General features: G+C 70.4%; 14 protein-coding genes. 7 read left to right on the top strand and 7 right to left on the bottom strand.

Annotated features, from left to right (window positions below; genetic code table 11):
• The first annotated feature begins 1 nt into the window (after window position 1).
• The 5 genes from IEY69_RS09800 to IEY69_RS09780 all read left to right on the top strand — a co-directional run bounded on the left by IEY69_RS09800 (window position 2) and on the right by IEY69_RS09780 (window position 4261).
• The gene (locus IEY69_RS09800; protein WP_189072977.1) at window positions 2-802 is read left to right on the top strand and encodes an SDR family oxidoreductase; all 801 of its coding nucleotides are present in this window, start codon (window positions 2-4) and stop codon (window positions 800-802) included.
• Window positions 799-1893 (top strand): phosphotransferase family protein, encoded by a 1095-nt coding sequence (locus IEY69_RS09795; protein ID WP_189072976.1) that lies wholly within the window; start codon window positions 799-801, stop codon window positions 1891-1893. The genes IEY69_RS09800 and IEY69_RS09795 overlap by 4 nt, the downstream gene beginning before the upstream one ends.
• Window positions 1886-2584 carry a histidine phosphatase family protein gene (locus IEY69_RS09790; RefSeq protein ID WP_189072975.1) on the top strand — a complete coding sequence of 233 codons (699 nt, stop codon included), beginning with the start codon at window positions 1886-1888 and terminating at the stop codon, window positions 2582-2584. The genes IEY69_RS09795 and IEY69_RS09790 overlap by 8 nt, the downstream gene beginning before the upstream one ends.
• Before the next feature lie 109 nt (window positions 2585-2693).
• Window positions 2694-3269: a hypothetical protein gene (locus IEY69_RS09785; protein WP_189072974.1), complete on the top strand. Its 576-nt coding sequence runs from the start codon at window positions 2694-2696 to the stop codon at window positions 3267-3269.
• 47 nt (window positions 3270-3316) lie between these two features.
• Window positions 3317-4261: a type I phosphomannose isomerase catalytic subunit gene (locus tag IEY69_RS09780; RefSeq protein ID WP_229783821.1), complete on the top strand. Its 945-nt coding sequence runs from the start codon at window positions 3317-3319 to the stop codon at window positions 4259-4261.
• Between the two features lie 229 nt (window positions 4262-4490).
• Here the strand turns inward: IEY69_RS09780 and IEY69_RS09775 are convergent, their stop codons facing one another.
• From IEY69_RS09775 to IEY69_RS09745, 7 genes are read right to left on the bottom strand one after another with little or no spacing between them, the layout of a single operon-like run.
• Window positions 4491-5432 (bottom strand): CopD family protein, encoded by a 942-nt coding sequence (locus IEY69_RS09775; RefSeq protein WP_189072973.1) that lies wholly within the window; start codon window positions 5430-5432, stop codon window positions 4491-4493.
• Between the two features lie 27 nt (window positions 5433-5459).
• Complete coding sequence (locus IEY69_RS09770; protein WP_189072972.1) at window positions 5460-6320, bottom strand: tryptophan 2,3-dioxygenase; 861 nt, start codon at window positions 6318-6320, stop codon at window positions 5460-5462.
• Complete coding sequence (kynU, locus tag IEY69_RS09765; protein WP_189072971.1) at window positions 6317-7537, bottom strand: kynureninase; 1221 nt, start codon at window positions 7535-7537, stop codon at window positions 6317-6319. Before kynU ends, IEY69_RS09770 begins: the two co-directional genes overlap by 4 nt.
• A 58-nt stretch (window positions 7538-7595) precedes the next feature.
• Window positions 7596-7745, bottom strand: a complete 150-nt coding sequence (locus IEY69_RS09760) for a hypothetical protein (protein WP_189072970.1) — start codon at window positions 7743-7745, stop codon at window positions 7596-7598.
• Window positions 7746-7776: 31 nt separating this feature from the next.
• A complete protein-coding gene (locus tag IEY69_RS09755) occupies window positions 7777-9378 on the bottom strand; it encodes a sensor histidine kinase (protein WP_189072969.1) in 1602 nt (533 codons plus the stop codon).
• The gene (locus tag IEY69_RS09750) at window positions 9378-10205 is read right to left on the bottom strand and encodes a CheR family methyltransferase (protein ID WP_189072968.1); all 828 of its coding nucleotides are present in this window, start codon (window positions 10203-10205) and stop codon (window positions 9378-9380) included. Before IEY69_RS09750 ends, IEY69_RS09755 begins: the two co-directional genes overlap by 1 nt.
• Window positions 10206-10212: 7 nt before the next feature.
• Entirely contained in the window at window positions 10213-15090 is a 4878-nt protein-coding gene (locus IEY69_RS09745; RefSeq protein ID WP_189072967.1) for a response regulator, read from the bottom strand.
• A gap of 212 nt (window positions 15091-15302) precedes the next feature.
• Between IEY69_RS09745 and IEY69_RS09740 the strand changes: the two genes are divergently transcribed.
• Both IEY69_RS09740 and IEY69_RS09735 read left to right on the top strand, forming a co-directional pair.
• Window positions 15303-15755, top strand: a complete 453-nt coding sequence (locus IEY69_RS09740) for a response regulator (RefSeq protein WP_189072966.1) — start codon at window positions 15303-15305, stop codon at window positions 15753-15755.
• A 79-nt stretch (window positions 15756-15834) separates the two neighbouring features.
• Window positions 15835-18831 (top strand): EAL domain-containing protein, encoded by a 2997-nt coding sequence (locus tag IEY69_RS09735; protein ID WP_189072965.1) that lies wholly within the window; start codon window positions 15835-15837, stop codon window positions 18829-18831.
• The last annotated feature ends 22 nt before the right edge of the window (window positions 18832-18853 follow it).

Below are 18853 nucleotides of genomic sequence, written 5' to 3'. Positions count from 1 at the left end.
CATGGACTTTGAACGGAAAGTGATCGTGGTGACGGGCTCGGCGTCGGGGATCGGGAAGGCGCTGGCGGCGGCGTTCGTGCAGGAGGGCGCGACGGTGGTCGCCTCGGACCGGAATGCGGACCTGGGCGCGCAGGAGGCGGCGGCCATCGGGGCGCGCTTCATCGCGGCGGACGTGGGTCAGGAGGCGGGCGTGAAGGGCCTGATCGACGACGTGCTGGCGCACGAGGGCCGCATCGACCTCCTGTGCTCGAACGCGGGCATCGCGGTGGGGGAGGGGCCGGACACCCCGGACCGCGTGTGGGACCTGATCCAGCGCGTGAACGTGATGAGTCACGTCTGGGCGGCGCGGCACGTGCTGGCGCACATGCTGGAACGGGGGGACGGTTACCTGCTGAACACCGCGTCGGCAGCTGGCCTGCTGACGGAACTGCACTCCGCACCGTACGCCGTGACCAAGCACGCCGCGCTGGCGTTCGCGGAGTGGCTGAGCATCACGTACGGTGACCGGGGCATCAAGGTGGCCGCGCTGTGCCCGGAGGGCGTGTGGACGCCCATGATCCAGAACGCGCCGTTGCTGCAGCAGACGGCCATCACGACCGACGAACTGGTCGCGAAGACGCTGGAGGTGCTGCGCGCCGACGGGTTCCTGATCACCACGCACCCCAGCACCCTGAAGGGATTCCAGCTGAAGGCCGCGGATTATGACGGCTGGATCGGGAAGATGCGGCACCTGCGCGGCAAGGCCATGGCGCTGCTGCACGCCCAGCAGGACGGGGCAGAGGCGGGGGAGGCGAGCCGTTGACCGCGCCGGACGCCGCGCCCGTCCGCCCCGGCGAGGAACTTCCACTGGACGCGCTGCGGGAGGCCCTGCGGGGCCGGGTGCCCGGCGACGTGGACGCGCTGGAGGTTTTGCAGTTCCCCGGGGGCTTCTCGAACCTGACGTACCTGCTGCGGCTGGGCGAGCATGAATACGTGCTGCGCCGCGCGCCGCTGGGGCCGCTCCCGAAGGGCGCGCACGACATGACCCGCGAGGCGAACCTGCTCTCGCGCATCCACCCGGTGCTGCCCGTGGCCCCGGCGCCGCTGCTGGTCGTGGAGGACGCGGGCGTGATCGGCAGCCCCTTCTACCTGATGGAGCGGCGGCGCGGGACGGTCGTGCGGACCAGCCTCCCGCCCGAGTACCGCGACCTGCACGGCGCGCCGGAGCGGCTGGGCGCGGCCCTCATTGATACGCTGGCGGACCTGCACGCGGTGGACATTGACGCGGCGGGCCTGCGTGACCTGGGGAAACCCGAGGGCTTCAACCGCCGTCAGGTTGACGGCTGGGCGGGCCGTTGGCGCCGCGCCCGCGAAGCGTTGAAGGACACCGGGGACCTGCCCCCGCCCGCCGAACTGCGCGACGAACTGGTGATCGCGTGGCTGGAGGCGCACACGCCAGCTGAAACGGCGCACGCGCTGGTGCACAACGACTTCAAGCTGGACAACCTGATGCTCGACCCCCGTGACCCGGGCGGCGTGGTGGCGCTGCTCGACTGGGAGATGACCACGCTGGGCGACCCGCTGGTGGACCTGGGCCTGACCCTGACGTACTGGACGATGCCGGAACTGCCCGGCGGCGCGCCCAACCGCGTCGGCGCGGCCGCGCCGGGTTTCCCGGACCGCGACGCTCTGGTGGCCCGCTACGAGGCCCGGAGTGGGAGAAGCGTGGCGGACGCCCTGCCGTGGTTCGAGGTGCTGGGGCACTTCAAGCTCGCGGTGATCGTCCTCCAGATCTTCGCCCGTTACCGCCTGGGGCAGACGCAGGACCCGCGCTTCGCGCCGCTGGCCGCGCAGGCCGCGTGGCTGATGCGCCGCGCCTGGGCGCTGATCCTGCAGCAGGACGCGCGTGAGTGAACTGCGGCTGATCCGCCACGGGCAGGCCACGCCGTTCGAGGCCGACACCGACCGCCTCTCCCCGCTGGGCGAGACGCAGGCCCGCGCGGTCGGCGCGGCGTTCCAGGCCGAGGGCTGGGTGCCCACGCACGTCCTGCACGGCCCGCTCGTGCGGCAGCGGCGCAGCGCCCAATTGGCGGCCGGTCAGGCGACGGACTGGCCCGTTGCGGCCGAGGACGCCCGGCTGGCCGAGTTCGACGGGGACGGCCTGATCCGCACGCTGGCGCCGCTGCTGGCCGCGCGGGACGACGCGTTCGCCGCGCAGGTCGCCGCCTTCCGCGCCAGCGACGCCCAGACCCGCAACCGCACCTTCCAGGCCCTGCTGGAGACGGTCGCGGCCGCGTGGCAGGCGGGCACCCTCACCCATCCGGACGTGGAGGGCTGGGCGGCGTTCCGCGCCCGCGTGCTTGGCGGGTTCTCCGACCTGCTGGCGCTGCCGGGCGGGAGCCGTGTGGCGGTGTTCACCAGCGGCGGCGTGATCGGCCTGATGCTCGCCCGCGTGCTCGACGCGCCCGATGCCACGGCCCTGCGCCTGAACTGGCGGGTGCGCAACGCCAGCGTCACCCGCCTGACCTTCGGGGGCAGGCGCGTCAGTCTGGACAGCTTCAACGGGGAAGCGCACCTGCTTCCCGCCGAGCGCTCGTGGCGCTGACCCGGCACGCAGTTAAGTGCGTGACGCGGGGCGACAATGCCGCTATGCTCTGGACCGTGCTCATCACAGTGAAAGAGATTTGTGCCGCCCAGACCGCTAAGGTGACGGTATGAACATCCGTGAGGCCCTCAGCGCCACCGACGACGCGGTCTACCGGACCGCTCAGGTGATCACGGTCCTCCAGGCCCACCGGGCCCGGGGTCCCTGGCTGCGCCTGATCGCGGTGGCCGGGCGCGACAGCATGCCGGAACTGCTGGCCGTGCAGGGCGACAAGGTCCGCCGTCCCGGCAACACTGTCGGCCTGGCCTCCAACATGGGGCACGCCCAGCACCTGACCACGCGCTGCGTGTCGGACCTTGGCGCGGACCCCTCTACCCTCAGCGGCCTGCTCAAGACCCAGTCCGTCTCGGAAATCCTGTCCACCACGCTGGACAGTCAGGTCGTGCAGACCACGCAGGCCCTCGTCGCGGCGCTGGATGAACGCGCCGCGGCCAGCAAGTCGGCCAGCAAGCCCCGCTTCTGGTTCCGGACCCGCACCGCCGAGAACCCCGATGATCAGCCGCCCTCGCCGAAAGTGATGGAACTCGTGGGTGAACTGCGCACCCTGATCGCCCAGCTGCCCCTGGTCACCATGGAAGACGTCGCCCTCGACTGGGACGACGTGAGCATCGAAGCCGCGCAGTAACCGCCGCCCGGCTCAGCCGCTTGGTATGGTCATCGGGAGGTGCCGACGTGACCGAACCGATCAATGCCCCCGCTGCGCTGCCCGCCCTGCTGCCCCTGACGCCCCGGTATCACGCCCGCGTCTGGGGCGGCGACCGTCTCGCTCCCCCCATCGGCGACACCCCCGTCGGTGAAGCCTGGATCGCCGACGGCCGCAGCCTCGTCACCACCGGCCCCCTCGCCGGCCACACCGTCGACGACCTCCTGCACGCTCACCCGGGGGAGCTCCTCGGCCCGCACCTCGACCCGCACGCCGGCTTTCCCCTCCTCATCAAGCTCCTCGACTGCCGCGACTGGCTCAGCGTCCAGGTCCATCCCGACGACGCCCAGGCCCGGACCATGGTCGGTCCCGGCGAGCGCGGCAAGACTGAGGCCTGGCACTTCCTGCACGTCGACCCCGGCGCGCAGCTCCTCGCGGGCGTGGTGCCGGGCACCACGCCCGACGCCCTGGCGCACGCGATCCGGCACGGCGGCATCCTCGACCTCAGCGAGCGGGCGCAGCCCGCCGCCGGTGACACGCTGTTCATCCCGGCCGGGACGCTGCACGCCCTGGGGCCGGGCCTGCTGCTGTACGAGGTGCAGCAGGCGAGCGACACCACCTACCGCGTCTACGACTGGGACCGGCCCGCCAGTGCAGGGCGGGCGCTGCACCTGGAGGAGTCCGTCGCGGTGACGCGCGCGGACCTGGGCGGGGCGTGGACGGCGGCGAGCGAGACGGGGGGCGTGGGAGAACTGGTGCGCTGCGCCCAGTTCACGCTGGTGGGTGCGCGGGGTGGGGAGACGACCGAACTGGGCGGATCGTTCGGACTGGTGACGGTGGTGGAGGGGACGCTGACGGTGGAGGCGGGCGGGGAGCGGGTGGAGGTGGCGCCGTTCGGGACGGTGCTGGTCCCGGCGTGGGCGGAGCGGGTGACGCTGACCGGCACCGGCCGCGCCCTCATTGCCATTCCCTGACAAGCATCGTGCGGCCTACGGACAGCGGTTTCCAGCTTCGTTGAGGGGCCAACATCACGCCCCTCAACTCCACCGCCAACCGCTGTTCTTCTCAGGTGCTCGCTCCGCTCGATTCAGAGATATCAAGACAACCCTTCAATACCTCTGAATTCTGCTGTGACAGCGGGTTTCAGTGCCACTGGGGGCCACACAGCATGCCCCCGGGCTCCACTTCCAACCGATGTCGTGTTCAGGTGCTTGCTCTGCTGCGCAGCTCTGCGAGTCCGCTCAGTTCAGAGGTCGGGAGGGTCTCCCTCACACTCTCTGAATTCTGCTGTGAGGCGCTGCGCTGGACGATGTGCGCGTGACGTGCGGCCGGGAGGTGGAATTGGCCCTGCGAGTGATCGGGGCCCGGATGATCGTGCGGGTCAGTGGTGCTCAGCACGCCGGTGACGCCCAGCACGGCCAGCAGCAGCACGGCTTCGCGGGCCAGCAGCAGGCGGACGCGGCGGTCCTGCCGGGCGAAGGCGCGCCGCACGAGTGCCGCGGCCCCGACGGCCAGCGTCACGAGGATCAGCTTGACGAGCAGTGTCTGCCCGTAGCGGGTGCCGGTCCATTCGGCGGGGGTGGGGAGGTGTTCACTGCCGAGCAGCAGGCCCGTGACCGCCAGCGCGGCGAGGCTGCCGGTCGCCAGGGGCGTGAAGCGCGCGGCGGCCCGGGCGGCCAGGGGCCGGGCGAGGGTCAGGGCGATCACGCCGCCCACCCAGGCGCTCATGGCGGTCAGGTGCAGGGCGTGCAGGGCCCGGATTTCCAGGGTGTGGCCTGCGCCATGCCCGACTCCGGAGGCGCCCCAGACGAGCAGCAGCGCGCCGGGCAGCATCGCCAGGGCCGGTCCCAGGGGCAGCAGAGGCGTGAGCGACACGCGCGCCGCGAGCAGCAGGGTGCCGCCCAGCAGTCCGGTGAGCATGGCCCGCCCGGTTCCCGTGTCCGTCAGGAACGCGGGGACGTCGGCTGCGCTCAGTCCTAGGGTACCCAGCGTGACGGCCACCTGCGCGGTCCAGGCGGCTGTCAGCAGCGCCAGGCCCAGGGCCGGGACGCGCAGGCGGACTGGTGTGCGCAGGACCACCTGCGCCAGCGGCGTGCCCAGCAGCAGGGTCAGGCCCAGGAAGGCCAGCGCGGCCAGCAGCGGCACGCTAGGCCCTCACCGGGACGGTTCGCGTCACAGTCGGGTGCGGACTTCCCAGAGTTCCGGGAACAGCACGGTTTCCAGCGCGCGGCGCAGGTACCCGGCGCCGCTGGTGCCGCCCGAGCCGCGCTTGAAGCCGATGGTGCGTTCCACGGTCGTCAGGTGGTTGAAGCGCCAGCGGCGGAAGTTGTCCTCGACGTCCAGCAGCTTCTCGGCGAGTTCGTACAGGTCCCAGTACGTCTCGGGGTGGCGGTACACGGTCAGCCAGTGTTCCAGCACCGTCTCGTTCAGCACGGGCGGCAGCGTCAGGTCGCGGTTCAGGACCTCGTCCGGCACGGTCAGGCCGCGCGCGTGCATCAGGCGCAGCGTCAGGTCGTACACGCTGGGCGCCTCGATCGCCTCCCGCAGCGGGCCGATGAGGTCCGGGCGGTGCTCGTGCGGGCGCAGCAGCACCGCGTGGCGGTTCCCGAGCAGGAATTCCACCATGCGGTACGACGCGCTCTGGAAGCCCGACGCCTGCCCGAACGCGTCGCGGAACTGCAGGTAGTCGGCGGGGGTCATGGTCTTGAGGACCTCCCAGGCGTTCGTGAGCTGCTCCTGGGCGCGCACGACGCGCGAGAGCCCCTTCTGCGGCGCGTCGGTGATGCCGCGCGCGAGCTGGTCCATCGCGGCGCGCAGCTCGCGGATGATCAGGTCCAGCCACACTTCGGAGACGTGATGCACGGCGATGAAGAGGTGCTCGTCGTGCGCGGCCGTGACGGGGCGGTGTGCGCTTTTCAGCACGTCCAGTTGCAGGTAGTCGCCGTAGCTGAGGCTGCGGGTGAAGTCGGTGTACGCCTGCTCGGGCGCGTCACGGTCCGGGGCGCCCGGGCGTAGGGGCGGCTCCCCGGTCACGCGCGGGCCTCCAGGACGGCCTGCACGCCCCGCGCGGCCTGCCACACGTCCGCGTGCGAGTGGTACAGCGGCGTGAAGCCGAACCGCAGGATGTCCGGCGTGCGGTAGTCCCCGATGATGCCCGCCTGGATCAGGTCGGCCATGACCTCGCGCGCCTGCGGGTGGCGGTAACTGACCTGCGAGCCGCGCCGGGCGTGCTCGCGGGGCGTGACCAGCGTCAGCGGGAAGCGGGCGGCCAGCGGTTCGACAAGATCGATGAACGTGTCGGTCAGCGACAGGCTCTTGGCTCGCAGCGCGTCCAGGTCCACGTCCGCGAACACGTTCAGCGCCTCGTCCAGCGCGCTGAGGCTCAGCACCATCGGCGTGCCCGCCACGAAGCGGCGCGCGCCGGGGGCCGGGGTGAAGTCGCGGGCCATCTCGAAGGGGTCGGCGTGCCCCATCCAGCCGCTGATCGCCACGGGAGCCGCGTCGTGGTGGCGTTCGGCGGCGTACAGGAACGCGGGCGCGCCGGGGCCGCCGTTCAGGAACTTGTACCCGCAGCCCACCGCGAAGTCCGCCCCCGCACCGTTCAGGTCTACCGGGAACGCCCCGGCGGAGTGCGCGAGGTCCCACACGGTCACGATGCCCTGCGCCTGGGCCTGTTCGGTGATCGCTTCCAGGTCCAGTTTGCGCCCGGTGCGGTAGTCCACTTGCGTGAGCAGCAGCGCCGCCACGTCCCCCGTCAGGTGGGCTTCGATGTCGTCGGCGGGCACGCGGCGCAGCTCCAGTGTGCCGCCCAGCAGCGCGTTCAGGCCCTGCGCGACGTACAGGTCCGTGGGGAAATTGTCCGCGTCGGTCAGGATCACGCGGCGGCCCGGCTGCGCCACGCCCAGCGCCGCGGCGAGCACCTTGAAGGTGTTCACGCTGGTGGAGTCGCCCACCGCGACCTCGTGCGGGCGGGCGCCGATCAGGCGGGCGATCTTGGCCGCCACGCGGTCGGGCAGCGCCATCCAGTCCTGGCCCGCGTCGGCCCCGGCGGTCCACGAGCGGATCAGCTGCTCGCCCCACTCGGTCTGCGCGGCGTGCGCGAGTCGCGCGGGGACGCCGCGGGGCAGTGCGCCCAGGCTGTTGCCGTCGAGGTACACCACCCCGCGCGGCAGGTGGAACTCCCCACGCTTGTGCGCCAGGGGGTCACGGGCATCGAGGGCGAGCAGGTGGTCGGGAATGGTCAGGGTCATGGGGCTCCTCCGGGACAGGGGAAAGAGGCTGGTCGCGCCGTCAGGGGCGCGGCTCGGGTCAGTCCGTCCGGAGGAGGCGCAGGGGACGCCCCAGGTTCGCGCACCACCACCCGTGCAGGTTCGGGGCGATCTCGTTCGCCGCGGCCCGACCGCGACCCAGCTGCAGGCGCAGCAGGGCGGCACTGGGCAGGTCAGGCGCGCGGAGCATGACCGTCAATCTACCAGAGGCCCGCGCGAGGTCAGGTGGGTTGGGGGACGTCCACCGGGCTGATGGGCTCGACCGGCAGCGTGAACGTGAACGTGGCGCCCTGCCCCTCGGCGCTGTGGGCGCGCACCGTGCCGCCGTGCCGCACGATGATCCGTTTGACATGGGCCAGGCCCACGCCGTGCCCCTCGAAGCGGTCGTAGGTGTGCAGCCGCTGGAAGACCGTGAACAGCTTGTGGCTGTAGGCCATGTCGAACCCCACGCCGTTGTCCGTGACGGACACGTGATGGAACCCGCCGGTCTGCGTGGCCTGCACCTGGATGTGCGGGCCGCCCTCGGCGTCCCGGGCGTACTTCACGGCGTTCGAGATGAGGTTCCCCAGCAGTTCCCGCAGGCTGATCAGGTCTGCCGTGACGGTCGGCAGCGGCGCCACCTCCCAGCGGATCGGCGGCGCGGTCGGGTCGCGCTGGTAGTCGGAGATCAGCTCGTCCAGCAGGGTGCCCAGTTCGATGGGTTGCAGCGTGAGCTGGTGGCGGCCCGTGCGGGCGAAGTCCAGCAGCCGGTCGATCAGTTCGGACATGCGGTGCGCGCTGCTGCGGATGCGTTCCAGGTGGGCGCGGGACTTGGCGGGTAGCGTCTCGCCGGCCGAGCGGGCCAGCAGATCGGCGAAACTCATGATGTGCCGCAGCGGGGTGCGCAGGTCGTGGCTGATGGAGTACGCGTACGCTTCGATTTCCTCGTTCACTTCCTGCAGCTGCGCGGTGCGTTCCCGCACGCGGGCTTCCAGGCTGGCGTTCAGGGCCTGCATCTCGGCTTCCAGGCGTTTGCGTTCGCTGACGTCATGCCCGGTGATGATGAAGTGCGTGACGGCGCCGGTCTCGTCGGTCAGGGGCGTGACCGTGGTGGCCTGGTGGTAGGGTGCGCCGTCCGGGCGGTGGTACGTGACCTCGGCGCGCTGGACGTGCCCGGCCCGGACCTGCGCCCACAGGGCCTGCAGGTCGGTGCTGCCCTCGGCCGCCGGGTGCAGGGTCGCCAGCGGGCGGCCGGTGAGGTCGGCGGCGCGGCGGCCGACGTTGGCGCTGAACGCGGCGTTCACGTATTCCACGTGCCCGAGCGCGTCCGTGATCACCACGGGGTCCGCGGACTGTTCCAGCGCGCTGGACAGTTTGTGCAGTTCCAGCCGCGCCTGCTGGGCTTCCAGGTCGCGCAGGCGGCGTTCGTGCGCCTGCGCGAGGTGCGCGTGGCGGTAGAGGTCCACGAACACCTGCACCTTGGCGCGCAGGATCTCCGGCTGGATGGGCGAGAAGATGAAGTCCACCGCGCCGTGCGTGTACCCGCTGAGCATGTCGGATTCCGCGTGGGTGTACGCGGTCACGAAGATGATGGGGGTGGTCTCGGACTGGCGGCGGGTGCGGATCAGGGCGGCGGTCTCGAACCCGTCGAGTTCGGGCATGCGCACGTCCAGCAGGATCACCGCGACCTCGTGCGTCAGCAGGTACCGCAGCGCCTCCCGGCCGGAGCTGGCCATGACGACCTCGTGCCCCAGCTGGTCGAGCGCGGCCGCCAGCCCGATGCGTTTGCTGTCCTGGTCGTCCACGATCAGGACCTTGGCGGGCGGCACCTGGAACTGCGGCATCAGCCGATCCTCCGGTACAGCTTCTCGGTGAGGGTCAGGGTGCTGAAGCGGCTGGCGTGCTCGCTGAAGTCCATGCTCTCGTGCCGGCCCAGCGCCAGCAGGCCGAATGGCGCCAGGCTGTGCCACAGCAGCGCCTTCACCTGTTCCTGAAGGTGGCGCGTGAAGTAGATCAGGACGTTGCGGCACAGGATCAGGTGGAACTCGTTGAAGCTGCCGTCCGTGGCGAGGTTGTGCTGCCCCCAGATGATGTTCTGCCGCAGGTCGGCCCGCACGAGCGCGTGACCGTACTGCGTGGTGAAGTACGCCCCGAAGTCCCCCTGCCCGCCCGCCTGCGCGTAGTTCCCGGCGTAGGCGGTCATCTTGTCCAGCGGGTAGATGCCGCTGCGCGCCGCGTTCAGGGCCGGGGCGTGCATGTCGGTCGCGTACAGCCGCGCGCGGTCGAGCAGGCCCGCCTCGTGCAGCAGGATCGCCAGGGAGTACACCTCCTCGCCGCTGGAACAGCCGGCGTGCCAGATGCGGATGAACGGGTGGGTGCGCAGCACGGGCAGCACCTGGTCGCGCAGCGCCCGGAAGAACGAGGGGTCGCGGAACATCTCGGTCACGTTGATGCTCAGCGTCTCCCGCAGGCGCAGCATGGCGGCCGGGTCGCGCAGCACGCGGCCCTGCAGCTCGCTGATGGAGTGCAGGTCCTCGGCGGCCATGGCGTGCAGCACGCGCCGCCGCACGGTCGCTGCCGTGTACTGCCGGAAGTCGTGCCCGGTGGCCCGGTACACGCCTTCGAGCAGCAGGGCCAGTTCGATGTCCCCGGCCGCGTCCGGGTGGCTCATGCCGGGGTCACTTGGAGAGCCAGACCCGCAGCAGGGACAGCAGCTGGGCGGTGTTCACGGGTTTGCTGATGTAGTCGCTCGCGCCGGACTCGATGGACTGCTCGCGGTCGCCGGGCATGGCCTTGGCGGTCAGCGAGATGATCGGCAGCGTGCGGAAGTCGGGCCGGGCGCGGATCAGCCGGGTGGTCTCGTACCCGTCGAGTTCGGGCATCATGACGTCCATCAGGATCAGGTCGGTGTCCGGGTGCGCGTCGAGGGTGCTGATCGCCTCGCGGCCGTTCTCGGCGGTCAGGATCTCGATCTGGTGCCGCTCGAGCACGGCGGTCAGCGCGAAGATGTTGCGGATGTCGTCGTCCACGACGAGGACCTTCTTGCCGTGCAGGGCGGGTTCCTGCTGCCGGGCGGCGTCCAGCGCCTGCCGTTTGCTCTCGGGCAGGCTGGCCTCCACGCGGTGCAGGAACAGCGTCACCTCGTCCAGCAGCCGCTCGGGCGAGCGGACGTCTTTCAGGATGATGGATTTCGCGGCGCGGCGCAGTTCGGCCTCCTGCGCGCGGGTGAGGTCCTGCGCGGTGTACACGATGATCGGCATGGCCCGGTAGGCGGGCGTGTCGTGCAGGGTCGCCATGAGTTCGAAGCCCGTCATGTCCGGCAGGTGCAGGTCCAGCACCACGCAGTCGAACGCCGTGTCGGCCAGGGCGGCCAGCGCGTCCGCGCCGGTGGTGACCGAGGTGGTCTCCACGTCCGTGTCGGCGATCAGGGTCTCGATGCTCTCGCGCTGCGTGTCGTCGTCCTCGACGATCAGCACCCGCTTGACGCGCCGGGCCAGGAACGCCTCGAGGTTCGTGAAGACGCCCGCGAGGTCCTGGCGGCTCCCGGACTTGGTGGTGTGGTCCAGCGCGCCGAGCTTGCGGCTGACGATGCTGGGTTCCTGGCCACTGATGACGTGCACCGGGATGTGGCGGGTGTGCGGGTCGTGCTTGAGCCGGTCCAGGACCGCCCAGCCGTTCGTGTCGGGCAGCGCGAGGTCCAGCGTGATCGCCTGCGGGCGGTAGTCCTGCGCGAGCCGCAGCGCCTCGTCGCCGCGCGCGGCGATCAGGCCCATGAAGCCCCGTTCGTGCGCGAGGTCCAGCAGCGTCGCGGCGTAGGTGGGATCGTCCTCGACGATCAGGAGGGTACGGTCGCCGGGTTGCAGGCTGGCGCGGTCGTCCAGCACGGTGCTGACGGGCTCCTCGGCCGGGCCGGGGGCGAGCCGCGGCGCGGGCGGCAGCGGGGTGGGGCTGACCGCGGCGGGCCAGGCGCCGCCGGGCAGCGCCGCCGTGTCGAGGGTGCCCTGCGCCTGGTAGCGCACCGGGAGGTACAGCGTGAACACGCTGCCCTCGCCGGGCGTGCTCTGCAGGGTGATCTCGCCGCCCAGGATGCGGGCCAGTTCGCGGCTGATCGCCAGGCCCAGGCCGGTGCCGCCGTACTTGCGGCTGGTGGACCCGTCGGCCTGCTGGAACGCCTCGAAGATCAGTCGCTGCTTGTCCGCGGGGATGCCGATGCCGGTGTCCGACACGCGGAACGCGACGACCTGCGTGGCGCGGTTCAGGACGTGCTGGTCGGGACTCCAGCCGTGCGTGGTGGGTTCGACCTGCAGGGTGACGCTGCCCCGCGAGGTGAACTTGAACGCGTTCGACAGCAGGTTCTTGAGGATCTGCAGCAGGCGGGTGTCGTCGGTGAGGATGGTGCGCGGCAGGCCCGGGTCGAAGTCCAGGACCAGCGAGACGTCCTTACCCGCGCCGACGTGCGCGAAGGTGCTCTCCACCGCTTCGCGCACGTGCGACAGGGGCACGTTGGTGGGGTCGGCGCTGACGGTGCCGGATTCGATCTTGCTGAGGTCCAGGATGTCGTTGATGAGGTTCAGCAGGTCGTTCCCGGCGCCGTAGATGGTCTTGGCGTACGTCTTCTGCTGGTCGGTGAGGTTCCCCTCGGGGTTGTCGCGCAGCTGGTTGGCGAGCAGCAGCAGGCTGTTCAGCGGGGTGCGCAGTTCGTGGCTCATGTTCGCCAGGAATTCGCTCTTGTACTTGCTGGTCAGGGCCAGCTGCGCGGCTTTTTCCTCCAGCGCGTGCCGGGCGGCTTCCACCTGCTGGTTCTTCGTTTCGACCTCGCGGTTCTGGTCGGCGAGCAGGCGGGCTTTCTCCTCGAGTTCCTCGTTGGTCTGGCGCAGTTCCTCCTGCTGGCTCTGGAGTTCCTGGGCCATGCTCTGCGACTGGCGCAGCAGCGTCTCGGTGCGCATGGTCGCCTGGATGGTGTTCAGGACGATGCCGACCGATTCGGTGAACTGCTCGAGGAAGCTCATGTGCGTGGCGCTGAAGCGCTCGAAGGACGCCAGTTCGATCACGGCCTTGGTCTGGCCCTCGAACACGACGGGCAGCACGACGATGGTGGTGGGGGTCGCGGCGCCCAGGCCGCTGTTGATCTGCACGTAGTCGCCGGGGACGTCGGTCAGGACGATGGCCTGCTGTTCCAGCGCGGCCTGCCCGACCAGGCCTTCACCCAGCCGGAAGCGGTTGCCCAGGCCCTTGCGTTCACGGTACGCGTAGCTGGCCTGGAGCTGCAGCGCGGGCGCGGAGGCGTCCTCGTCGAGGGTGTAGAACACGCCGTGCTTGGCGCGCACGAGCGGCGCGAGTTCGGAGAGGATCAGGCGGCTGACGGTCAGCAGGTCCCGCTGGCCCTGCAGCATCCCGGTGAACTTGGCGAGGTTGGTCTTCAGCCAGTCCTGCTCGGTGTTCTTCTCGGTGGTGTCGCGCAGGTTCACGATCATCTCGTTGATGTTGTTCTTCAGCGCGTCCACCTCCCCGCTGGCCTCCACGGAGATGCTGCGGGTCAGGTCGCCCTTGGTGACGGCGGTGGCGACCTCGGCGATGGCGCGCACCTGCGTGGTGAGGTTCGCCGCGAGGCCGTTCACGTTGTCGGTGAGGTCCTTCCAGGTGCCGCTCGCGCCGGGCACGTTCGCCTGCCCGCCCAGTTTGCCCTCGGTGCCCACCTCGCGCGCGACGGTCGTGACCTGCTGGGCGAACGTGGCGAGCGTGTCGATCATGGAGTTGATCGTCTCGGCCAGCTCGGCGATCTCACCCTGCGCCTTGACGTTCAGTTTGCGGTTCAGGTCCCCGCCGGCGACGGCCGTCACGACCCGCGCGATGCCGCGCACCTGATCGGTGAGGTTGTTCGCCATGGAGTTCACGTTGTCGGTGAGGTCCTTCCAGGTGCCGCCCACCCCGGCGACCTGGGCCTGTCCGCCGAGTTTGCCCTCGGTGCCCACCTCGCGCGCCACGCGGGTCACCTCGCCCGCGAAGGCGTTGAGCTGGTCGACCATGGTGTTGATGGTGTTCTTCAGGTCGAGGATCTCGCCCTTGACGTCCACGGTGATCTTCTTCGACAGGTCCCCGGTGGCGACCGAGGTGGTCACGAAGGCGATGTTGCGCACCTGATCGGTGAGGTTGTTCGCCATGGAGTTCACGTTGTCGGTGAGGTCCTTCCAGGTGCCGCCCACCCCGGCGACCTGGGCCTGCCCGCCGAGTTTGCCCTCGGTGCCCACCTCGCGGGCCACGCGGGTGACCTCGAACGCGAAGGCGTTGAGCTGGTCGACCATGGTGTTGATGGTGTTCTTCAGGTCGAGGATCTCGCCGCGGGCGTCCACGGTGATCTTGCGGCTGAGGTCGCCGTTGGCGACGGCGGTAGTCACGTCGGCGATGTTGCGCACCTGACTGGTGAGGTTGTTCGCCATGCCGTTCACGTTGTCGGTCAGGTCCTTCCAGGTGCCGCCCACGCCGCGCACGTCCGCCTGACCGCCCAGGCGGCCCTCGGTCCCCACCTCGCGCGCCACACGGGTGACCTCGCCCGCGAAGGAGTTCAGCTGGTCGACCATGATGTTGATGGTGTTCTTCAGCTCCAGGATCTCACCCTGCGCGGCCACCGTGATCTTCTTCGACAGGTCGCCGTTGGCGACGGCGGTGGTCACGTCGGCGATGTTGCGCACCTGCCCGGTCAGGTTGGCGGCCATGGAGTTCACGTTGTCGGTGAGGTCCTTCCAGGTGCCGCCCACGCCGCGCACGTCGGCCTGACCGCCCAGGCGGCCCTCGGTGCCCACCTCGCGCGCCACGCGCGTGACCTCCTCGGCGAAGGCGTTGAGCTGGTCGACCATGGTGTTGATGGTGTTCTTCAGGTCGAGGATCTCGCCGCGGGCGTCCACGGTGATCTTGCGGCTGAGGTCGCCGTTGGCGACGGCGGTGGTGACGTCGGCTATGTTGCGCACCTGACTGGTGAGGTTGTTCGCCATGCCGTTCACGTTCTCGGTCAGGTCGCGCCACACGCCGCCCACCCCGGCCACCTGGGCCTGTCCGCCCAGTTTGCCCTCGGTGCCCACCTCGCGCGCCACGCGGGTCACCTCGCCCGCGAAGGAGTTCAGCTGGCCGACCATGGTGTTCACGGTGGACACGATCTGCAGGAACTGGCCCTGCATGGGCTGCCCGTTCACCTCGGTTGCCATCAGCTGCGACAGGTCCCCGTGCGCGACGGCGGTGACCACGCGCGTCATCTCGGTGGTGGGCCACACCAGGTCGTCCACCAGTTCGTTCACGTCCTCGATCAGCGCGGCCCAGCTGCCGGTGGTGGTGCCCAGCGGGATGCGCTGCTTGACGTTCCCTTCCTTGCCGACGGTGCGGCCCACCCGCGCGGCGTCCTGCGCGATCCGCGCGGATTCCTCCACGACGTCGTTGAAGGCGTCGGCGATCTTGCCGCCCACGCCGTCCCAGTTCACGGGCAGCCGCACGGTGAAGTCGCCACGCCGGTAGGCCTGGAGGGCGTGCAGCAGCAGACTGGGTTCAAAGTCCGGGACGGCGGTCACGCGGCGCCTCCGCGTGAAGGGCAGGACGTGATGAGGGCAGGGTTCACCAGCTTAAGATCGGGATTCCATGAAGGTCCGTGGTGCAGATGACTTCATGAAGCCTTTAGCTGATTCGCAGCTCAGTGGACCCCGGCGCACGCCCCGCCCACCTGCAGGGCCCTTCGGTCGGTCCACATCCACCTTCATGTCCTGCTCAGCACACTGCAGGCATCATGACCACGCCGTTCCATCTGCTGATCATTGATGACCACCTCACCGACCTGCTGCTGCTGCAGGACGCGATCGAATCGCAGTTCAGCGACGTGCAGCTCTCGGTGGCCCAGACGGCGGAGGCCGCCACCGCCCACCTCACCCGGCCCGACGCCCCCACCCCACACCTGATCCTGCTGGACCTGTTCCTGCCCGGCGACGGCGGGCTGAGCGTGCTGCGCCGCCTGAAAGCCGAACCCCGAACGCGCGGCATTCCCGTGGTCATCCTGACGATCAGCGCCGCTCCGGCCGACATCCGCGCCGCGTACGCCGAACACGCCTCGGGGTACCTGGTCAAACCGCTGCTTCAGAGTGAACTCGAGCGGCAGGTGCTGCACCTCATCGAGTACTGGCGCGGCGCCCGCACCGCCCCCCCGGACCCGCCGGGTGCCCCGGTCCCCCACGGCGCCGACTGAATGCGCCCCGGCGCCCGCACCGGCATTCATGCGGCCCGCTTGAAACGCTCCTGAAATAGACCGTGCGTACGATCAGGGTATGACGCCCCCGACTGACACCGAAGCCCCCGCTGACCTGTCAGTCCTGATCGTGGACGACAGCCCGGAGGACGCCGAGCTGTACCTGCGGCTGCTGCGCCGCGGCAACCCCCGGACCGTGCGCATTCACCACTGCCCGCTCGGCGAGGACGGCCTGGCGTGGCTGCGCGCCGCGGCCACCCCACCGGACTGCATCCTGCTGGACTACAACCTGCCGGACATGACCGGAGTGGAATTCCTGCGGGACCACCACCCCCCCTGCGCCGTGGTCCTGCTGACCGGCGCGGCCGGAGAGCAGATCGCCGTGGACGCCCTGCAGGCCGGCGCGCAGGACTACCTGAACAAGGGAAGCCTGTCGGCTGAACTCCTGCAGCGCGGCGTGGACCGCGCCGTCGAGAAGTTCCGGCTGCAACGGGAACTCCAGGCGTCCCGCGAACGCATGGCGGCCGTCCTGAGCAGCCTCGACGACGCCGTGATGGCCCTCGACCACGACTGCGAACTCATGTACGTCAACGAGGAAGCCGAGCGGCAACTGGGCGCGCGCGTCTACCACCCCCTGCCGGGATGGCTGTGCCGCACCAGCCTGCACCTCGCCGTGGAAGAGGTGCTCGCCAGCGGAGAGCGCCGCAGCGTGGACCTCAGCGACGAGACCGGACGCTGGTTCGACGGCCGCGTCCACCACAGCCCCGGCGGCGTCACCATCGTCCTGCGCGACGTCACCCGCGCCCGGCACGAACGCGAGCGGCTGCGCCTGCTGGAATCCGTCGCCGTCTCCGCCCAGGACGCCGTGGTGATCGCCGAAGCCAACCCCTCGCTCTACCCCGGTCCCCGCGTGGTGTACGTCAACGCCGCGTTCACCCGCGCGACCGGCTACACCCCCGACGAGATCATCGGACAGACCCCCCGCATCCTACAGGGCCCCGACACCGACCGCGCCGTCCTGGCCCGCATCAGCGACCGGCTGCGCCGCTGGCGCAAGGTCAACGAGACCGTCCTGAACTACCGCAAGGACGGCACGCCCATCTGGGTGAACCTGAGCATCGTGCCCGTCGCGGACGAACGCGGCTGGTACACGCACTGGGTCAGCGTGCAGCGCGACGTGACGGCCGACGTGCGCCGCACCCAGTTCGAGGAGGCGCGCCGCAACGTCCTGGAACTCACCAGCGCCGGCCGTCCCATCGAGGACGTCCTCGACGGCCTGTGCCAGCTGCTGGCCCTCTCCTTCCCCACCCGCGCCCCCACCGCCTGGCTGAAACACGACCAGCAGCTCACGCTGGCCGCCAGCAGCGCCGTCCTGCCCGCCGAAGTGCGCGAATACATCACCGCCCAGCGGCGCACCATCGACCTGACCGAACCGGTCGGCGTCACCCAGACCGCCGTCCGCACCGGCCAGCCCGTGATCATCGAGAACATCGCCGACTCCACCGAGGTCCGCATGGGCGACCTGCTGCTACGCAACGACCTGCGCAGCCTGTGGGTCCTGCCCATCTGCAGCGCCGACGGCCAGGACACCCTGGGCGTCTTCACGCTGTTCAGCGTCCACACCGGCGCCCCCACCGCCAGCGAGCAGCGCAGCCTGCACGACATCCTGGAGTTCGCCGCCACCCTCCTCGACCGCCGCGCCGCGCAGCAGCAGCTGCAGCGCATGGCCCTGTTCGACGGCCTGACCGGCCTGCCCAACCGCGCCCTGTACCTCGAGCACCTGCGCCGCGCGCTGAGCGAAACCCACCGCGCCGCCGGCAGCGCTCAGCTCGCCGTGGGCATGCTCGACCTGAACCGCTTCAAACACGTCAACGACACCCTCGGCCACACCGCCGGCGACGAACTGCTGCGGCAGGTCGGCGTCCGGCTGCGCCGCGCGCTGCGGCCCTCCGACGTACTGGCCCGCATGGGCGGCGACGAATTCACCCTCCTGCTGCCCTTCACCAACCGCGAGCGCTTCGAGACCGGCATCAAACGCCGCATCGACGACGTCTTCCACGAACCGTTCATGGTGTCCGGCCAGCCGCTGTTCATGTCCTGCAGCCTGGGCCTGACCTTCGCGCCAGTCCAGGGGCAGGAAGCCGAAGTCCTGCTCAGCCAGGCCGACATGGCCATGTACGACGCCAAACGCGCCGGCCGTACCGTGGCGACCTTCGACCCCCACGCCACCAAGGGCACGCCCGTCATCAGCCTGGAAAGCGACCTGCACACCGCCCTGACCGGCCAGGAATTCGAACTGCACTACCAGGGCCTCTTCCAGGCCGGCGCGCGCCACCCCGTCGCCGCCGAAGCCCTCCTGCGCTGGCGCCACCCCACCCGAGGCCTGATCAGCCCCGCCGACTTCATCCCCCTGGCCGAAAGCACCGGCCTGATCGTCCCCATCGGCGCGTGGGTGCTGTGCGAAGCGGCCCGGCAGGCCGCCCGCTGGCAGGCCACCCACCCCGGCCTGCGCGTCAACGTGAACCTCAGCGCCCGGCAGTTCTGGGCGCCGGACCTGCTGCAGCACGTCACCGACGCCCTGAACGCCAGCCGCCTCAACCCGGCCCTGTTGACCCTCGAAATCACCGAGTCGGTCCTGCTCGACGTGCCGAACGCCGCCGAGACCCTCGAGCAGCTGCACGGCCTGGGCGTGCACCTGAGCCTCGACGACTTCGGCACCGGGTACAGCAGCCTGAGCTACCTGCACCGCCTGCCGCTGCACGGCCTGAAGATCGACCGGTCGTTCGTGCACGACCTCGGGGAGGGGACCGGCGCGGCCGCGAAGATCGTGCGGGCGATCATCCTAATGGCGCACGCCCTGAAACTGCACGTCACCGTGGAAGGCCTGGAACGGGAGGTGCAGGTGGCGTTCGTGGAGGCAGTCGAGGGCGATTACCTGCAGGGGTACTTCTTGGCGCGCCCGCTGCCCGGCCCGGCATTCGAGCAGCAGGTGCTCGGCTGGCCCGCCCCCGACCCGGCCCAGCTCACCCACCGGCCCGACGTGCCGGCGTCCAGCGGCAGTCCGCACACTCACTGACTGCCGATCCCACCGCTGTGAC

The organism is Deinococcus sedimenti, from assembly GCF_014648135.1.
In the GTDB taxonomy this organism is placed as follows: Bacteria; Deinococcota; Deinococci; order Deinococcales; family Deinococcaceae; genus Deinococcus; species Deinococcus sedimenti.
This window is presented reverse-complemented; position numbering and strand designations above follow the sequence as displayed.